Origin of the sequence: Nitrosospira multiformis ATCC 25196, assembly GCF_000196355.1 — a bacterium.
Taxonomy (GTDB): domain Bacteria; phylum Pseudomonadota; class Gammaproteobacteria; order Burkholderiales; family Nitrosomonadaceae; genus Nitrosospira; species Nitrosospira multiformis.
This window is the reverse complement of sequence record NC_007614.1, coordinates 1,207,744-1,224,320: the sequence shown is the minus strand read 5'-3', so window position 1 is coordinate 1,224,320 and position 16,577 is coordinate 1,207,744. Positions and strand designations below refer to the sequence as shown.

The following is a 16,577-nucleotide window of genomic DNA, read 5'->3' as shown; positions in this document are numbered from 1 at the left end:
TAAAAGATTCAATAGGCTTTACGGACCTATAACCAGAGAAAACGTCGAATTTTTTCAGGACTTTTTAGAGGTATAGCACTTCGTACCCAAACCGCAAGAGACAATTGCTCCATTAGTTAAAGAAATATTTCCAGCGCGTGCGCATTCATCTCATCGAACTGCTGAATTATGATGGAGGTGTACCCTGAATCCGGGAGGACTAAACCGCGGATGCGCCGAAGACTTCGCTCCACAAGCCGGAAACTGCCGCGATTTCATTCTCAAAATAATCTGCTTCAACGCGTGCAAATTTTTGCGATTTGCCGTTCGCGGAAGATGAACCCGCAAGGTCGGAGTAACCGCTCAATCTCAGCCAGTGTTGCGTCCGCCGAAATTCCCGGTAGGCATTAAGGGCCGGTTCTGCGACTTCATTCCTGATCAACCCCAGCTTTGCCGCCAGCTTCAACAACGCGATATTACCGATATTGCCGGTCAATTCCTTGTGATGGCAGGCGTATCCAAGGACGAGGTATTGCACGATGAACTCGACGTCGATAAGGCCTCCACGGTCATGCTTGATGTCGAATAACCCGCTGTTGTTGGGGTGAGCGTCGAGCATTTTTTGCCGCATTACCAATACTTCCCGTTTCAGATCCGACAATTCCCGCGGGTGACGCAGCACTTCCCTGCGAATACGCTCGAATGCCTCCCCTACCTGTGCATCTCCGGCCACGAATCGCGCCCGGCTCAACGCCTGATGCTCCCAGACCCATGCATGATGATGCTGATATTCAGCAAATGCCTGAACCGAACTTACCAGCAGGCCGCTGCTGCCGTTGGGGCGCAAGCGCAGGTCTGTCTGATAGAGTAAGCCGGCTGAAGTATAGCTGGTGAGCCATGAGTTGATACGCTGGCTCAGCCGGGCATAGCTTTCTGAAGCGTCGGCATGGGGATCGTCATAGAGAAAAATGATATCGAGGTCGGAGGCATAGCCAAGTTCCTTGCCGCCAAGCTTGCCATAGCCGATGATGGCAAAAGCGGGGATATCTCTATGCCTCCTTCTCAACCCCGCCCAGGCAAGGTGCAATACAGCATCGAGCAACAAGTCGGCAAGATCGGAAAGATGGTCACTCAAGATCTCAAGGGGCAGCAATCCTTCCACATCCCGCGCCAGCAACTGAAATACCTGGGCATGGTGGAAATGCCGCAATATATCCATTTGCTGTTCGACATCCGTGCCGCCAGAACCCTGCGCGTCCTGCAATTGGCGCATCAATCTTTCCTTGGCACGAGACCAATCAAGCGGATTTCGGAACTGTCCCGGAAGCAGTTCGTCCAGCAGGATCGGATGCCTGTTCAGGTATTCGCTGGCCCACTGGCTTGCGCTGACCAGCTTGGCTACCCGCCCTAAAGCCTGGGGATACTCGCGCAGCAGAGCCAGATAAGCTGAGCGCCTGCTGACGGTTTCCAGTAACCGTATCAGCCGTTCCAGCGTGAGGTCTGCGGAAGGAAACTTCGCAGCCACTTCGATCAGAGTGGGAACAAGCGCATCGATGCGTTTTTTGCTCGTTTGCGGCAACTGCCTGTAGCGGGTGCCCGAGCGAAATTCCTCCACACACTCGAGAACTTTCTGCGGATTGGAAAACCCCAGTTTAGCGAGTTGCGTCTGCGCGGCTTCGGCTTGAACGCCGTTTTCTCCAGCCTTCCACAAGTCGGCAAGCGCATTGGAGGCCTGCGAAGTACGAGGGGTCGCGAAGATAGCTTCAAAATGTCGCGTTATATTCGAGCGATGGGCGTTGAGCTTCTTTAAAAATCCGTCATAGGACGAAAAACCCATCGAGGCTGCAATCACCGACTGATCCGGGGGGGTTGCAGGGAGGAGGTGAGTCTGTTGATCGTCAAGATACTGCAGGCGATGTTCGAGATTGCGTAAAAAGGTGTATGCCTCGACCAGCTCTGTCACCGCTTCCCCTGGTAACTGCTGCTTTTCCCCCAGCAAACCCAGTACAGCAAGCGTGGGCCGGATGCGGAAATCCGGATCGCGCCCGCCCCGGATCAGCTGGAATACCTGGGCAATGAACTCGATTTCGCGAATACCGCCCGCCCCAAGCTTGATATTTCCGTGCATTTCCCGGCGCTGAACCTCCCGGCGGATTTGGGCATGAAGCGCGCGCATGGATTCATAAGCACCGAAGTCCAGATATTTGCGAAACACGAAGGGTTGCGCGATCTGCTCTACAAGTACCGGTTTTTCTTCGCGCGGACCTGCTACGACGCGGCTTTTGATCCATGCGTAACGCTCCCATTCGCGTCCCTGGGTGATCAGATATTCTTCCAACATCGCAAAGCTCATCGTCAGCGGTCCGCTTTCCCCATAAGGCCGCAACCGCATATCCACCCGGAAAACGAAACCCTCCGCGGTAATGTCATTCAAACTTGTAATCAGCTTCCGTCCCAGACGAACGAAAAAATCCTGATTGGAAATTGATCGGTGCCCATCGGTCTCGCCATCTTCCGGATATACGAAAATAAGATCCACATCAGAGGAAACATTGAGTTCCCCGCCCCCAAGCTTTCCCATCCCGACGACCAGCATCTGCTGAATGCGGTTATCGGTGTTTTTCGGTTGACCGTACCGCCCTGGCTCGGCTAGCCAGGCATACAAGCGCTCGAGTGCGAAACCGATGGTAAGCTCTGCCAGGATTGTCATGGATGACATCACCTCGGCCAGGTCAGCCAGCCCTGCCAAGTCCCGTATCGCCACTCGCAGCAGCACCTGCTTGCGCAAGCCGCGCAAGACTGCGTGCAGCCCTTCCTCATTATTTATCCCTTCGGCGGAGGCCTGCAAAAATGCCTGCATTTCTTCTCGCATGAAGGGGCGGCGCAGGTTTTGCTCCAACTCAGCCAGCAGAGCGGCATCGTTTGCCAGCTGAGCCTGAGCGTAACGGCTCAGCGGCAGGACAGATTGCACTATTTCTCCAGCGGGGCGATCAGAAGGCATGGTTGAATTCAGGTTAAAATAAAACGGGAGGATAATGGGTGGAGTAGATAATTCCTGCACAACCTGTGTCGCGGCTTCTATTGAAGGATTGAACACAGAAGCAGCTGCCGCATCTAATCCGCTTTGTCGCATCTGCCCCCGCCATTTACCTCCGGATCAGATTTCTTCCGGTAAGTATGATTTAACGCATACTCAGCGGGGTCCGAATGTTCCTGCGTCCTTCCCCCAGCACCCGTATCGGAACAATTTATTGAACCTGTCAGCAATTTTATCTTTTATGCTACGGAGCTTCCTGTTCCGGCTTTCCATGTGGGTACTGATTGCAGTGGCAGCCGTCTTTTCGGTTCTGCTGCTGTCTCTCCGCTATTGGCTGCTGCCGAATATCGAACAGTACCGTGAAAACCTCGCTTCCGCCATCAGCCATGCTTCCGGTCAATATGTAACACTGGGCGAGATCAGCGCGAATTGGGACGGGTTCCGTCCCCACATGATGCTGCGTGATGTGCGCGTGCATGATAACCAGGGTGTCACCTTGCTGCTGAATCGCCTTGAAGGCACGCTTTCATGGCGTTCGATATTGCATGGCGAATTGCTTTTTCGTGAAATCGCAATCGATCAGCCTGATTTGATCGTACGTCGAGACACTGCCGGTGTCATTCATGTCGCCGGATTCGCACTAAAGCAGGAATTTACCGAAAGTGAAGATGGCTTTTTCGACTGGCTCCTCAACCAGAGGCAAGTCATCATAAACAATGCCAATATTCTCTGGCAGGATGACCAGCGCACCGCGCCGCAACTGGAACTGCTGGTCAACCTGCGCCTCGAGAACCGGGGCAGACATCATCGCTTCGGCATCCGCGCCATACCCCCCACGCGGCTTGCCGCTCACCTTGATATGCGCGGGGATTTCAAGGGAGAGTCGTTGGCCAACCCCGGATTGTGGCGGGGCCGGCTTTTCATGCAGATAACCCGTGCCGATATAGCGGGGTGGCAGGCCTGGCTGCCTTTCCCCGAGGAAATAAAGTTGAATCGGGGCGTTGGCGCGCTGCGGATCTGGGCAAATATCGACGGCACAGACATGAACAAAGTTACGGCAGACATGCGCTTGCAGAATGTAAAGGCGCGGCTCGAGTCGACTCTGCCGGAAGTGAGCCTCACCAGGCTGGCAGGCAGGGTAGGATGGCACAAGGTGGAGGACAACGGCAGCAACGGCAGTCAATTTTTTGCCCGTCGGCTCGATGCCGCGTTTTATGGCAAACCGCCTTTGCCTTTGCTGGATTTTTCGTTCCAGCAGCTTCACCACGATGCCAGCCAACCGGATAGCAACACATTGAGCGTCCAGAATCTGAGACTGGATAAACTGGAGGAGTTGGCGAAATACCTGCCGATGAGTGAGCCGCTCCGGGCTAAAATCCGCGCTGTTTCTCCCCGCGGTAAACTGCATTCGGTGTTGATAAAATGGACGGGGGAATGGGCGGAGCCTTCTTCTTTCCATGCCACTGGAAGATTTACCAAACTGGGAATGAAAAGGTCCGATGGCATGCCTGCCTTCACTGGCGTCAGCGGGAATATTCATATTACCGAACAGGGAGGCACGCTGAATCTGGATTCCCAAAACACGGTGCTGCAACTACCGGATCCAACGATTGAACCGGTAACACTGAATACACTTGCTGGACAGATAAGATGGAATCTGACCAGCAACGGTTCAAAGTTGGTAAAATTCAGCAATATCTCCTTCTCCAGCGCGTACGCAGCCGGGTCAGCCTATGGAAATTACCAGACAGCGCCCGCCAGCCCGGGTATCCTCGACTTGACAACTCATCTCACGCGCGCCGATATACCTTCTCTGCTGCGTCTCCTGCCGGCGAAAGGAAAAGGGAGGGAGTATCTTCCTGATTGGCTGGGTGAATCCATTGTTGCAGGGAGTATTTCGAATGGCTGGTTTCACCTAAAGGGAAATCTGGCTCGACCTCCCTTTGTTTCAAGCAATCCCGGTGTCTTCGAATTTGCCGCAAAGATATCGGGCATGTTGCTCGATCCCCTCCCCGGCTGGCCGCGAATAGAGAATCTCGCCGGAACAGTGCGTCTTAACGATAAACGCATGGAGATCAATGTTTCCAAAGGAGATATTCTTGGGGCGCGCCTTGGGAAGGCAAGATTGATCATTCCTGACATGACTGCCACCGAGGCTAGGCTCAAAACCGAACTGGAAGCGACCGGCGCCACTCGTCAGTTTCTGGCATTCGCTGCCGCAAAAACACCGGACACCTACGATAACTGGCTGATGGAGAATACCCGTATTTTTGGCGACGGGAGATTGCTGCTCAAACTTGATACTCCACTGCGCGGCCCAGGGGAAACTAGACTGTGGGGTCGCTACCAATTCATGAACAACCGGATCGCCCCGAGCTCCTCATATATTCCCGAGCTGGAGCAATTGAATGGCACGTTGACCTTTACCGATTCTGAAATAAGAACGAAAAACCTGAGCGGCCGTCTTCTCGGCGGCCCCGTGCTGATCAGTTCCACTGATATGCCAGGCGGTGGCGTACGTTTTTCCGCTATCGGAAAGGTCGACTTCGATAACCTGAATGCCATTTCGCAACCCACCGGGTCACGCGATATCCCTTTCTGGACCAGACATATACACGGCAGCGGCGATTGGCGAGCAGCCGTGCTCGTAGGCAACCGGTCCACAGATGTGAGCGTTGAATCATCATTGGAGGGAATTTCCTCGGATCTGCCCGAGCCTTTGTCGAAGGCGGCGCATGATGCAATACCAGTGAAATTCGAAGGAAAGGCGACGGGTACGCAGAGCGAGGAACTGCATCTGAGCTATGGCGAGCGCATCAAGGCAAAGATTAGCCGCACCCGTGACGATTCCGGTCATTTTCATGTGGAACGTGGTTCCATCGTTTTCGGTCCCTCACCCGTTTTTCTCCCTGAAGAGCCGGGTATCGTGATAAAGGGTGCATTGCCCGTATTGAATCTCGACCGTTGGCGCCTCTTGCTCAAGCAATTCGAAATCCAACCCGCCGCCCCTTTCAGTTTGAATGGCTTAAACCTGTATATAGAATCGCTTGGCTTTCTGGGCAGGCAGTTCGATGATGTCACACTGGATGCCAATAGAAAAGACGGCCTGTGGTATTGCAGGATCACAAGCGAGGAGGTCAATGGAGGCATTACCTGGAATCCATCCGGTACCGGCAAGATAGTGGCGCGATTGAACAGGCTGATCATTCCTGCAAACCCTCCTTCCGGCCCAGGCACGGTATCCAGAAGCAGGCAACAGGAAAAGGATCTGCCGGCGCTCGATGTAATCGTGGATGACTTTGTTTTTGGCGAGAAACAGCTGGGGAAGCTGGAACTGGTTGCAAATCAGGAAGAACGGAACTGGTATATCGACAAACTGCACATTGTCAACCCCGACAGTTCGATAAAAATGCGAGGACTATGGAAAAACCGGGTTCCGACTCCACAGACGCAGGCCACAGTCATGCTGGAAACAGATGACATTGGGAAATTCCTTGAGCGGCTCGCCCTTCCTGATCGCGTAACCAGTGGAAGCGGTACGCTCGAGGGCATCCTGTCCTGGCAGGGGGATCCCCTATCGATAGATTACTCCACCTTGTCCGGCAGGTTCAAGCTTGGTGCAAGACGCGGACAATTTCCCAGGTTTGAGCCCGGAATCGGCAGGCTCTTCGGCATTTTCAATCTCCGTTCACTACCGCGGAGGATCACGCTGGACTTTCGCGATGTGTTCAGTGAAGGTTTCGGATTTGACGACATTTCCGGCAGCATAAATATCGCGAGTGGCATTGCATCGACCGATGAGCTTAAAATAAACGGGCCGGCTGCAAGGGTTACAATGAATGGACAGATGAATCTCGAAGCGGAAACGCAAAAACTTCACATCAGGGTGACCCCTTCCTATGGACTTGCCTCCCCCGTAGTGGGGATGGCATCGGTGATTGCAAGCACAGCCATGAAGAAAACACCTGCTCCATCAAGAGACTACAACATTACCGGCACCTGGGCAGATCCTGTCGTAACCCGGATAGGGCAGCCGGCCCAGGAACTAGCGGAGCCTCAACCCTGACCAGAGTCTCCTCGCATGAGGTCTTTGGCAGCACGCATTGACTGATCACGCCCGTTATACTGCGCTCGCCACCAACGTATGCGTGGGGTCTGTTAATGCTTGTTTCGCGCCCGTGAGCGATCTGTGGCCAATGTCGGATTCGGTATCAACCACAATACTTTATAAAGACAATCTTTTAAGTTACCCTGTATTCTCCGCTCCCCGAAAAATACACCTCAAATATGCAAGACTCCCTAGCCTGTAACTCACTGCCTCCTGAAACAGTTCCCACGGGCCCGGTTCGTGTTGCGGCCATTCAGATGGCGGCAGGCCCGAATATCTACGCCAATCTGGAAGAAGCCGGACGGCTTCTGGATATTGCTGCATCACGCGGCGCGAAGCTGGCGGCGCTCCCCGAGTATTTCTGCCTGATGGGAATGGAGGATGCCGATAGAGTAGCGGCCCGTGAGCAGGATAATCAGGGGCCGATACAGGAATTCCTGGGCAATACTGCCAAGCGTCTCGGCATATGGCTGGTAGGCGGTTCAGTACCCCTGGTTTCTTCCCGGCCTGACAAGGTGCGAAACAGTTGCCTGGTATACAACGACAACGGTGAGCAGGTCGCACGGTACGACAAAATACATTTGTTCGGCCTGGAGCTGGGAACTGAACGCTATGCCGAAGAAGAAACCATCGAGGCAGGCCAGGGTGTCGTTGCCCTGGAATCCCCCTTTGGCCGCATCGGACTTTCCATCTGCTACGATATCCGCTTTCCCGAGCTTTACCGTTCCATGGGGCAGGTAGACATTATCTTCGCCCCGGCGGCTTTCACCGCCACGACGGGCAAGGCGCATTGGGAAACCTTGATTCGTGCCCGGGCCATCGAAAATCTGGCATACGTCGTTGCGCCTGCTCAGGGTGGATACCATATCAATGGGCGGGAAACCCATGGGGACAGCATGATAGTCGATCCCTGGGGCGTGGTGCTGGACCGCCTCCCGCGCGGACCCGGAGTTGTCATCGCGGATATTGATCCTGAATATCAGGCGAGCTTGCGCAGCAGCCTGCCCGCCTTGAATCACCGCACGCTGCGTTACTTTTGAATTCCGTTGAACCTTGTTCTCCTTCTCCCCCACTAACTACCATGATTACAGAACAGACTATCCAGGTTAACGATCTTTTCGCGACGGCCAACAATTGTCTGCTTGCACCTCATGAACTGGATGCAACCGGGTTACAGAACGTGTTCGGCCAGCTGCTTGCGCACCGCATCGATTATGCCGACCTGTATTTTCAGTATAGCCGAGCCGAGGGCTGGGCTCTGGAAGAAGGCATAGTCAAATCCGGCAGCTTTAATATCGATCAAGGCGTGGGTGTACGCGCAGTCAGCGGAGATAAGACCGCCTTTGCGTATTCGGACGACATCAGCATGCCTGCGCTGGTGTCTGCCGCACAGGCTACGCGAGCCATCGCTCGCCATGGCGTCACGCAATCGGTGCAAGTTGTCAAACGCAGCAAGGGGCGGGAGCTTTATCTGCCTGAAGACCCGATTGCCAGCCTCAAGGATACGGACAAGGTGGCTTTGCTCGAAAAGCTCGAAAGTTATGCGCGGGCGCTGGACAAACGTGTTATCCAAGTCATGGCTTCCCTCTCAGGGGAATACGAAGTGGTTCTCGTTGCCCGCAGTGATGGTCTTCTGGCAGCCGATGTGCGCCCGCTTGTGCGTCTCTCATTGCAGGTTATTGCCGAGGAAAACGGCAACCGTGAGCAAGGAGTTGCAGGAGGAGGAGGACGCTTCGACTATGCATACTTCACGGATGACGTGCTGCGCGACTATGCTGCAAAAGCGGTTCACCAAGCGGTTGTCAACCTGCATGCAAAACCGGCGCCTGCCGGAACCATGACTGTGGTGCTCGGTTCGGGTTGGCCGGGAATACTGTTGCATGAGGCCATTGGCCACGGGTTGGAAGGAGACTTCAACCGCAAAGGGAGTTCCGCATTTGCGGGTCGAATCGGCGAACGCGTGGCTGCACCGGGAGTGACGGTGGTGGATGATGGCACTATTGCACGCCGGCGGGGCTCGCTCAACGTCGATGACGAAGGGAACCCCACCCAGTGCACAATGCTGATCGAAAACGGAATACTCAAGGGTTATTTGCAGGACAGCCTGAATGCACGGCTGATGAACGTTCCCGTCACAGGAAATGCAAGACGCGAATCATTTGCGCACATTCCCATGCCGCGCATGACGAATACTTATATGCTGAATGGGGACAAAACTCCGGAAGAAATCATCGCTTCCGTGAAGCACGGATTATATGCGGTCAATTTCGGCGGGGGACAGGTAGATATCACCAGCGGAAAATTCGTATTTTCGGCTGCGGAAGCCTACATGATCGAAAATGGAAAAATTTCGTATCCGGTGAAGGGCGCCACTCTCATTGGCAATGGTCCTGATATACTCACCCGCGTTTCGATGATCGGCAACGATCTGTCGCTTGATCCCGGGGTCGGGACGTGTGGCAAGGAAGGCCAGAGCGTGCCCGTAGGCGTGGGTCAACCCACCCTTCGCATAGATGGACTGACGGTGGGAGGAACAGCGTAGCCTCGGGCAGTATTCCCTATCAGCCATTGAAGCAGCCGATTTGAAGCGGGGGTTTCACGGCAAGATGACGAGCGCCCCCTATACGTTCCCGTCAGGTTTCTTACTGCTCGATCTTCACGATCCGGGTACCCGCAAGCCGATCATGCAGGAACAATCCATCCCGGTCGAATAATGCCCATAATATTCCGCAACCGAGCAAAAAGATGCCGATGACGGCAAACAGATAACGTGCAAACGCCTGCTTCAAATTAAGGCGGCTTCCATCGGCACTGATTACACGAAGCTTCCAGGTTTGCATGGGCAATGTTTGTCCACCGTGAGTCCAGAACCAGGTGAAATAAATACCTGCAACCACGAGCAGATAAAGCTGGAATGCGGGTCGAAAAAAAACGGAACTGGTATCCCGGAAAACAAGATGAAAAACGAAACTGGCGACAAACAGAACTGCAACCAGAATCAGCGATTCGTACAACATACTCAGTAATCTCCGCCCCAGCCCCGGCGCGGAAATTTTCATGGTATCGGGAATTTCATTCAGAAAAGCTTTCGTATTGGTCTTATTGCAGTACAGTATTGGAAAAAAACAGAAAGCAACCAGAACTCAGAAGACCCGAGGGCGCCTGTCTTTTGAACCGGCTGCTATAGTAGGATGCTTCATTGCTGGTGCTCATGCTCACGCCATTTGCGCTTTATTTCCTGGCGCTTTTCCGGCGGTAATTTCTTGATGGTTTTATACTTTTCACGTACCAGCTCCCGCTGTTCGGGAGTCAGCGAATACCAGTCCCGCATCTGCAATTGGGTCCGGTGCTGCTCCTCGGGTGTCATATGCGGATAGCGTTTGGCAATACCCAGCCATTTCTTCTTCTTGGCAGGGTCCATCCCGTTCCACTCCTGTGCGAGCGGAGCCAAAGCCTCTTTTTGCTGCGGCTTCAATTCTTCCCAGGCAGGTTGACCTGCTTCAACCGGGACCGAAAGTAACAGATACAGCGCCGAGGTGATGGCTATGACTGATTTAACCATTCACCGAACTCATCGTCCAGATAGGCATCTATCGGCAGATCATCCACGAGCAGCATTATCTCGATTTCCTCATTCTCATCACTCTGCTGCAAATTCTGCCAATAAATGGCACCCGCCAAAGCCAGCAATAATGTTATCACCGATAACAACTTGCCAACTCGCGAATGACCATGATGCCCCCCTCGCGATGAAACGACCTGCCCGCTCCGGCCAAGCTGGACGACTGTTTCCGCCACATGGTAATTTTCCAGAGAAGCCCTGCGCGCAGACTGAAGACGATTCAATGTACCCTGCTTGAGGTCATCGAGTCCGCGATCCAGCAACCGCGCTACTCCCCTCCCTACATCAGTTTCACTCATAGCCCAATTCCATGTTTTTTCAACATTGCGGCAAGTGTATGAGTTGCACGGGAACAGTGCGTTTTCACACTCCCCTCGGAGCACCCCATGATTTTTGCAGTTTCCATAACATCCATTTCCTCCCAGTAACGCAGTAGAAAAGCCTCGCGTTGACGTGCTGGCAGGGTTTCAATAGCCCTCTCGAGCAGATTGATAAGTTGCGACTGTTCGAGTTGTTGGTGGGGGTCATTAACCTTAGATGATGACGGGTCGGATTGCAAAGTTTCCAGCAGATCGAAATCTTCGCTTTCCTTTTCATGATCGGAAGGAATGAATGCTGAAAACAGCGTCGTCCACAGTGAACGCGTTTTCTGTCGACGATAAAAATCCCGGATGGTATTTTGCAGGATGCGTTGAAACAGGAGAGGTAATTCTTCCAGCGGTTTGGCCGAATACTTCTCGACAAGCTTCATCATCGAATCCTGAACAATATCCAGGGCAAGATGTTCATCGCGTATGGCAAACAAAGCTTGCTTGTAGGCGCGCCGTTCGATTTCAGCCAGAAAATTCGAAAATTCCTGTTTTGTAGCCAGGACGATTCGCCTCTTGGAAGATGAAAGAACAGGAGCAAACTCACCGGCGGCAATGTTATCAAACTTTTGACGGGTTACTATAGTTGTTTTAACAAAGCAGGTAATGCCAGGGGAAGTTTATTCCAGCAGGAGTTTATTCGTATGCCCCTCAAGGGATCGGCTTGAGCAAGGTATGCAGAAATATAATCTTCATGATCTCATGCTCCATATCGTATCGCAAGAAGCCCGGGATCGGACTCGAGTCTAAGGAAGTTTTTCGGAGGAACTATCTTCTGCTCCTGCGACAATTTGTCACATTGCGATAATGCTTTTTCCTGCCTATCATGGATGCGGGATCGTCGGAGATATGGAAAATTCCTTTCCAAAGTTGAAAAAAGTTGACCAAAAAATTCTGAAACTGCATTCGAATATTTGTGCGGCCGACTGTTAGTGGTACAATCCCGCCTTGAATTGCAAGTGATTCTTAATTAGATTTACATTACCACCAATGCCCAGTACTCTGAAATTCCCGTCTGCCCCGGCCCTCCACCGTCCGGCAGGTAGTTACGGCAGTCTTGTACTTCGGATGGCACTCGTACTGATGTTCTTCCTCGGTGCTGTCGACATTGTCGCCGCAGCGGAAAGTATTCGCCCTTTTACATCGGGGAGTCTCAAGCAGGTGCTTGCATCCCGGGCGAACAAACCTTTCATCCTCGTCCTCTGGTCTCTCGACTGCCAGTATTGCCCCACCGAACTCAAAATGCTAAGCGAGCTTGAAAAGAGTCACCCCGGGCTGGATGTGGTACTGATTGCTACCGACACGGTCGATGATATGCCTCAACTCGCCGACCGGGCGGGAAACTATGGAACGGCCAAATTCGAACAATGGGTTTTCGCAGAGGATATGCCGGAACGCCTGCGCCAGGAAATCGATGGCCGCTGGTACGGCGAAGTGCCGCGGACCTATTTCTATGATCAGAAACACCAGCGCACGGTCAAGATGGGCCTGATCAACAAGTCGCTCGTCGAGGAATGGCTGGCGCGAAATGCCGTCGATACCGCGAACGGAAAGCAGAATGGAAAGTATTGAGACCGCAGGGCAGGCAATGACCTTCAAGCACAGCAGCATATCCTTGTCTGGCCTGGTGTTCGTCGTTGTGATCCACGCCGGATTGCTTTATTTCCTGTTCAAGCAACAGTTGATTCCCCCGCCGGAACAATTAGCGACACTGATGGTAAATTTCATTCCTTCGCCCCAGCCGAAGGAAGAGGCCAAGCCTGAAACGCCACCTCCTCCGCCCAAGCCCAAGCCTAAACCTGTAAAGAAACCGCAACCGCAGCAACTCGTTGCAAAAGCGCCCCCATTGTCCGAGAGTGAGCCAGTCGCCCCGCCTCCCCCGCCGGAACCGGCACTCGAAGCCGAGCCTGAAGCCGAACCCGAACCGGTAGTGGAAGCAGCTCCTGCGCCGCAAATGCCGGCTGGTCCGGTTTCACTTTCCTCGGAATTATCAGTCGCGTGCCCCCACTTGAATGCACCGACTTACCCGGCACTTTCGAAACGGCTGGGTGAAGAAGGAAAGCTCGTGCTAAGAGTGGAACTGGATGAAAAAGGATACGTCGATGTGGCACACGTAGTGAACAGCAGCGGTTTCAAACGGTTGGACGAAGCTGCCATGGCCGCTGTCAAAACCTGGCGCTGCACACCCACCGTACGCAATGGTCAACCGGTGCGGGCTGTTGCCCTGCAACCCTTCAACTTTGTACTCCAAGGAGATTAACCTAATGCAAACAGGTCTCGGATTTTCAAATTTTCTGGCGCAGCTCGACGGCGTCGGTATGACGGTGCTCATACTGCTGCTTGCACTCTCTGTAGCAAGCTGGTATCTCATCCTGACCAAGGGTATCTCCAATATCATGGCGGGAAAGCGGGCTGACGCCTTTCTCAAGCGCTTCTGGAGCGCGGGGTCGTTGCAAGAAGTAAATTCGACGCTGAAAGAGGACGCCGATGACAACGCCTTTGCGCAACTTGCCCGATTGGCAATGAACGCGGCCGCCGATTCGGAGAAACACGGATTGCAAAATCTCGCTGCAGCGGGGGGCGCGAGCGAATTCATCACCCGCGTACTGCGCAATGGTCTCGACCAGGAAGCAGCACAGGTGGAAAATGGTCTCACCGTGATCGCATCCGCGGGTTCGGCGGCACCCTATATCGGATTGTTTGGCACGGTATGGGGCATCTATCACGCCTTGATCCAGATTGGATTATCCGGCCAAGGAACGCTGGACAAGGTAGCAGGTCCCGTGGGAGAAGCGTTGATCATGACAGCGCTCGGGCTGGCAGTGGCAATTCCCGCGGTTTTGGCCTATAACACATTTGGACGGCGCAATCGCATCTGGCTGGCACGACTCGATGCCTTTGCCCATGATCTTTTCGTCCTGATCACGGTTGGAACAAAAACAGGCGGGGCTCCCGGTGACGAGCGTTCCTTGCGGGTGGTTACCCCGCTGATTTCCCCGGCAGCGGCACCGGGCGAAAGGAGGCTGTAATGGCATTCGGCAGCATGAACAGCAGTAACCGGCCGCTCCCCATGGCTGAAATCAACGTCGTACCCCTGGTGGACGTGATGCTGGTACTACTGGTGATTTTTATCATTACGGCGCCGTTGCTCACGCATTCCGTTAAAATCGACCTGCCCAAGGCATCCAGCAGTCCAAACATCACTCAACCGGATCATGTGGAATTCGCCTTGCGTGACGACTCCACTCTTTACTGGAACGGTGAATCGGTTACAATGGATCAACTGCCTCCGCGCTTCACTGAAGCGGTAGGGCAAAATCCCAATATCGAGCTTCATATCCGCGCCGACAAACATGTCCACTACGAGCATGTAGCGCAGGTGATGTCTATTGCAGCAAAGGCGGGACTGGTGCGAATAGGTTTCGTTACCGACCCTTCACAAAAATAACAATTGCCGAAGCGCGGCCGCGGAAGGAATATCATTACGGTCAATTCAAGCGATGACAGATACGCCGGCGAACGCTCCGTCATTGCGGGGATAATGGTTGCATGCCCGGCGTGATTCGCGACCGGTGGTGGCTACCGTTCGTGGTACATGGCTCTATCGTAGCTATCGCCGTAGGGCTCGGCCTGTTATCCTGGTTCATTGCCAAGCCGATTACTACACGCCTCCATGAAACCATTCCCGGCCAGCGGCTCACCGTTCTTGTAACGCCCGATATCGCCATCAGTCTCGATGCCGACAGCAGTGTTGCTGTCACCAATACGGAACCCAGCGGGATTGAACTGTTGCGGGGCAACGCCTTCTTTGATGTCAGGGGCAGCCAGCCCGGAAAACTGAATCTGAAGGTGGGAGCCACTTATATCAGGGACACCGGCACCCGTTTCAGCGTCAACAAGCGCGCCGCTGGCGGCAGCGTTGCGGTAGCGAATGGACAGGTGGAGATCCTGGTTAAGACCGGAACTTACCTCGTAGGCGCGCACGAGCGCGCGGATTTTGATGGTGTCCACGTTACCGGCCAGAGGGTGATTGCGGATGCCGAGGTGGCCCCCTGGCGCCAAGCTGACCGGTACTGAACATCTCCATTCCCTTTCCTCCCATTCCTACCCACCAGCCAGCGGAGTGCATGCATATTCATGAAGCCGGTCGCAATCTTCAGGCATTTTCCAATCGAAGGGCCAGGCTATTTAGCCACGTTTCTCGATCGCCATGCCATTCCCTGGCAACTCATAAAAATCGATGCCGGTGAAAGTGTACCTGGCGATGCCGGGCAATTCGGCGGCTTGGTATTCATGGGGGGCCCGATGAGTGTAAATGACGATTTGCCTTGGATCAGAAATGAACTCTCGTTGATTCGCCAGGCAGTGGCAAACAATATTCCTGTATTGGGGCACTGCCTCGGTGGTCAATTAATGGCGAAGGCACTGGGAGGAGGAGTTTCCAAAAGCCGGGTCAAGGAAATCGGCTGGGGTGAGGCGAGCACTGCCGACAACCAGCCAGCTCGGGAATGGTTTGGAGATCTGTCAAAGTGCGAAGTGTTCCACTGGCATGGCGAGATTTTCACTATCCCGGATAACGCCACACTGCTGCTTTCCAGTCCCTGGTGCAAAAATCAGGCGTTCACTCTGGATAATAAGCACTTGGGATTGCAGTGCCATGTGGAAATGACCGAAGAGATGGTGAAAGACTGGTGCACCCACGGGGCGGCAGAAATTGCCTCGAGCCCCGGCCCTGCGGTCCAGGCCGCAGAGGCAATGCAAACAAACTTGTCTGTCCGAATATCGCGGTTGCAGTGTGTAGCCGACAAGCTCTATGAGCGCTGGATCAAGGGGATCAGGTTCAATTGATCAAATCGATCGGGGAATTGTGGAGACGAGGAGAATCAGGAAACAGACAGAGAGGGGGATAAAAATCAGGGCGTTCAGGATTAATCGAAACGTTGGTCAATCGCGAAAATTCTGGAATTGCAGGGGAAAATCCGTGACCGATTTCTTGACCAATTGGATGGCCTCTTGCAAGGTATCCCGCTTTGCGCCTGAAACGCGCACAGTCTCCCCCTGAATGCTGCCTTGGACCTTGAGTTTACTGTCCTTGATGAGCCTGATAATTTTTTTAGCCAACTCACTTTCCACGCCGGTTTTTACCGTAACGAGCTGCTTCACCTTGTTGCCGCTGATTTTTTCCACCTGACCCTTGTCCAGGGAGCGCACATCGACATTCCGCTTGGCCAGTTTGGTGGTCAGAATGTCGAATACCTGGTCCAGCTTGAATTCATCATCGGCAAAAACAGTAAGGGTATAATCCGCCTGTTCCACGCGGGCGTCAGAACCCTTGAAGTCGAAACGCGTGCCCACTTCCTTATTCACCTGGTCAATCGCGTTTCTAACTTCCTGCTTGTCGACTTCGGAAACGATATCGAATGATGGCATATCAATCTTCTCAAAAGAATCTCATGCAGTTCC

15 protein-coding genes are annotated in these 16,577 nt (G+C 53.6%); 9 read left to right on the top strand and 6 right to left on the bottom strand.

All coding sequences use genetic code 11. The annotated features are described in order from the left end of the window. Positions 1-199 precede the first annotated feature (199 nt). A complete protein-coding gene (glnE, locus tag NMUL_RS05565; RefSeq protein ID WP_011380406.1) occupies positions 200-2,980 on the bottom strand; it encodes a bifunctional [glutamate--ammonia ligase]-adenylyl-L-tyrosine phosphorylase/[glutamate--ammonia-ligase] adenylyltransferase in 2,781 nt (926 codons plus the stop codon). A 277-nt stretch (positions 2,981-3,257) separates the two neighbouring features. Here glnE and NMUL_RS05560 point away from each other — a divergent pair, with 277 nt between their 5' ends. The 3 genes from NMUL_RS05560 (at position 3,258) to tldD (ending at position 9,666) form a co-directional block, all read left to right on the top strand. After that, a complete protein-coding gene (locus NMUL_RS05560; RefSeq protein WP_238529874.1) occupies positions 3,258-7,082 on the top strand; it encodes a YhdP family protein in 3,825 nt (1,274 codons plus the stop codon). A gap of 221 nt (positions 7,083-7,303) precedes the next feature. Continuing rightward, complete coding sequence (locus NMUL_RS05555) at positions 7,304-8,164, top strand: carbon-nitrogen hydrolase family protein (RefSeq protein ID WP_011380404.1); 861 nt, start codon at positions 7,304-7,306, stop codon at positions 8,162-8,164. A gap of 41 nt (positions 8,165-8,205) precedes the next feature. Beyond that, the gene (gene tldD, locus NMUL_RS05550) at positions 8,206-9,666 is read left to right on the top strand and encodes a metalloprotease TldD (protein ID WP_011380403.1); all 1,461 of its coding nucleotides are present in this window, start codon (positions 8,206-8,208) and stop codon (positions 9,664-9,666) included. Between the two features lie 100 nt (positions 9,667-9,766). On the opposite strand, the gene NMUL_RS05545 is transcribed toward tldD, so the two are convergent. The 4 genes from NMUL_RS05545 to NMUL_RS05530 all read right to left on the bottom strand — a co-directional run bounded on the left by NMUL_RS05545 (position 9,767) and on the right by NMUL_RS05530 (position 11,617). Then, positions 9,767-10,183 carry an RDD family protein gene (locus tag NMUL_RS05545; RefSeq protein ID WP_011380402.1) on the bottom strand — a complete coding sequence of 139 codons (417 nt, stop codon included), beginning with the start codon at positions 10,181-10,183 and terminating at the stop codon, positions 9,767-9,769. 137 nt (positions 10,184-10,320) lie between these two features. After that, positions 10,321-10,686, bottom strand: coding sequence for a DUF3106 domain-containing protein (locus tag NMUL_RS05540; protein WP_011380401.1), 366 nt, complete (start codon positions 10,684-10,686; stop codon positions 10,321-10,323). Then, positions 10,668-11,045: a DUF3619 family protein gene (locus NMUL_RS05535; protein ID WP_011380400.1), complete on the bottom strand. Its 378-nt coding sequence runs from the start codon at positions 11,043-11,045 to the stop codon at positions 10,668-10,670. The genes NMUL_RS05540 and NMUL_RS05535 overlap by 19 nt, the downstream gene beginning before the upstream one ends. Next, positions 11,042-11,617, bottom strand: a complete 576-nt coding sequence (locus tag NMUL_RS05530; protein WP_074773466.1) for an RNA polymerase sigma factor — start codon at positions 11,615-11,617, stop codon at positions 11,042-11,044. Before NMUL_RS05530 ends, NMUL_RS05535 begins: the two co-directional genes overlap by 4 nt. 565 nt (positions 11,618-12,182) lie before the next feature. Between NMUL_RS05530 and NMUL_RS05525 the strand changes: the two genes are divergently transcribed. The 6 genes from NMUL_RS05525 (at position 12,183) to NMUL_RS05500 (ending at position 15,962) form a co-directional block, all read left to right on the top strand. After that, positions 12,183-12,686: a redoxin domain-containing protein gene (locus NMUL_RS05525; protein WP_041352409.1), complete on the top strand. Its 504-nt coding sequence runs from the start codon at positions 12,183-12,185 to the stop codon at positions 12,684-12,686. Positions 12,687-12,702: 16 nt separating this feature from the next. Continuing rightward, entirely contained in the window at positions 12,703-13,374 is a 672-nt protein-coding gene (locus tag NMUL_RS05520; protein WP_011380397.1) for an energy transducer TonB, read from the top strand. Positions 13,375-13,378: 4 nt separating this feature from the next. After that, positions 13,379-14,143: a MotA/TolQ/ExbB proton channel family protein gene (locus NMUL_RS05515; RefSeq protein WP_011380396.1), complete on the top strand. Its 765-nt coding sequence runs from the start codon at positions 13,379-13,381 to the stop codon at positions 14,141-14,143. After that, a complete protein-coding gene (locus NMUL_RS05510; RefSeq protein WP_011380395.1) occupies positions 14,143-14,562 on the top strand; it encodes an ExbD/TolR family protein in 420 nt (139 codons plus the stop codon). Before NMUL_RS05515 ends, NMUL_RS05510 begins: the two co-directional genes overlap by 1 nt. A 101-nt stretch (positions 14,563-14,663) precedes the next feature. Beyond that, positions 14,664-15,191 (top strand): FecR family protein, encoded by a 528-nt coding sequence (locus NMUL_RS05505; RefSeq protein WP_011380394.1) that lies wholly within the window; start codon positions 14,664-14,666, stop codon positions 15,189-15,191. Between the two features lie 60 nt (positions 15,192-15,251). Then, complete coding sequence (locus NMUL_RS05500; protein ID WP_011380393.1) at positions 15,252-15,962, top strand: type 1 glutamine amidotransferase; 711 nt, start codon at positions 15,252-15,254, stop codon at positions 15,960-15,962. A 96-nt stretch (positions 15,963-16,058) separates the two neighbouring features. Here NMUL_RS05500 and NMUL_RS05495 read toward each other — a convergent pair whose 3' ends face one another. After that, the gene (locus NMUL_RS05495) at positions 16,059-16,544 is read right to left on the bottom strand and encodes a YajQ family cyclic di-GMP-binding protein (protein WP_011380392.1); all 486 of its coding nucleotides are present in this window, start codon (positions 16,542-16,544) and stop codon (positions 16,059-16,061) included. Positions 16,545-16,577: the final 33 nt, after the last annotated feature.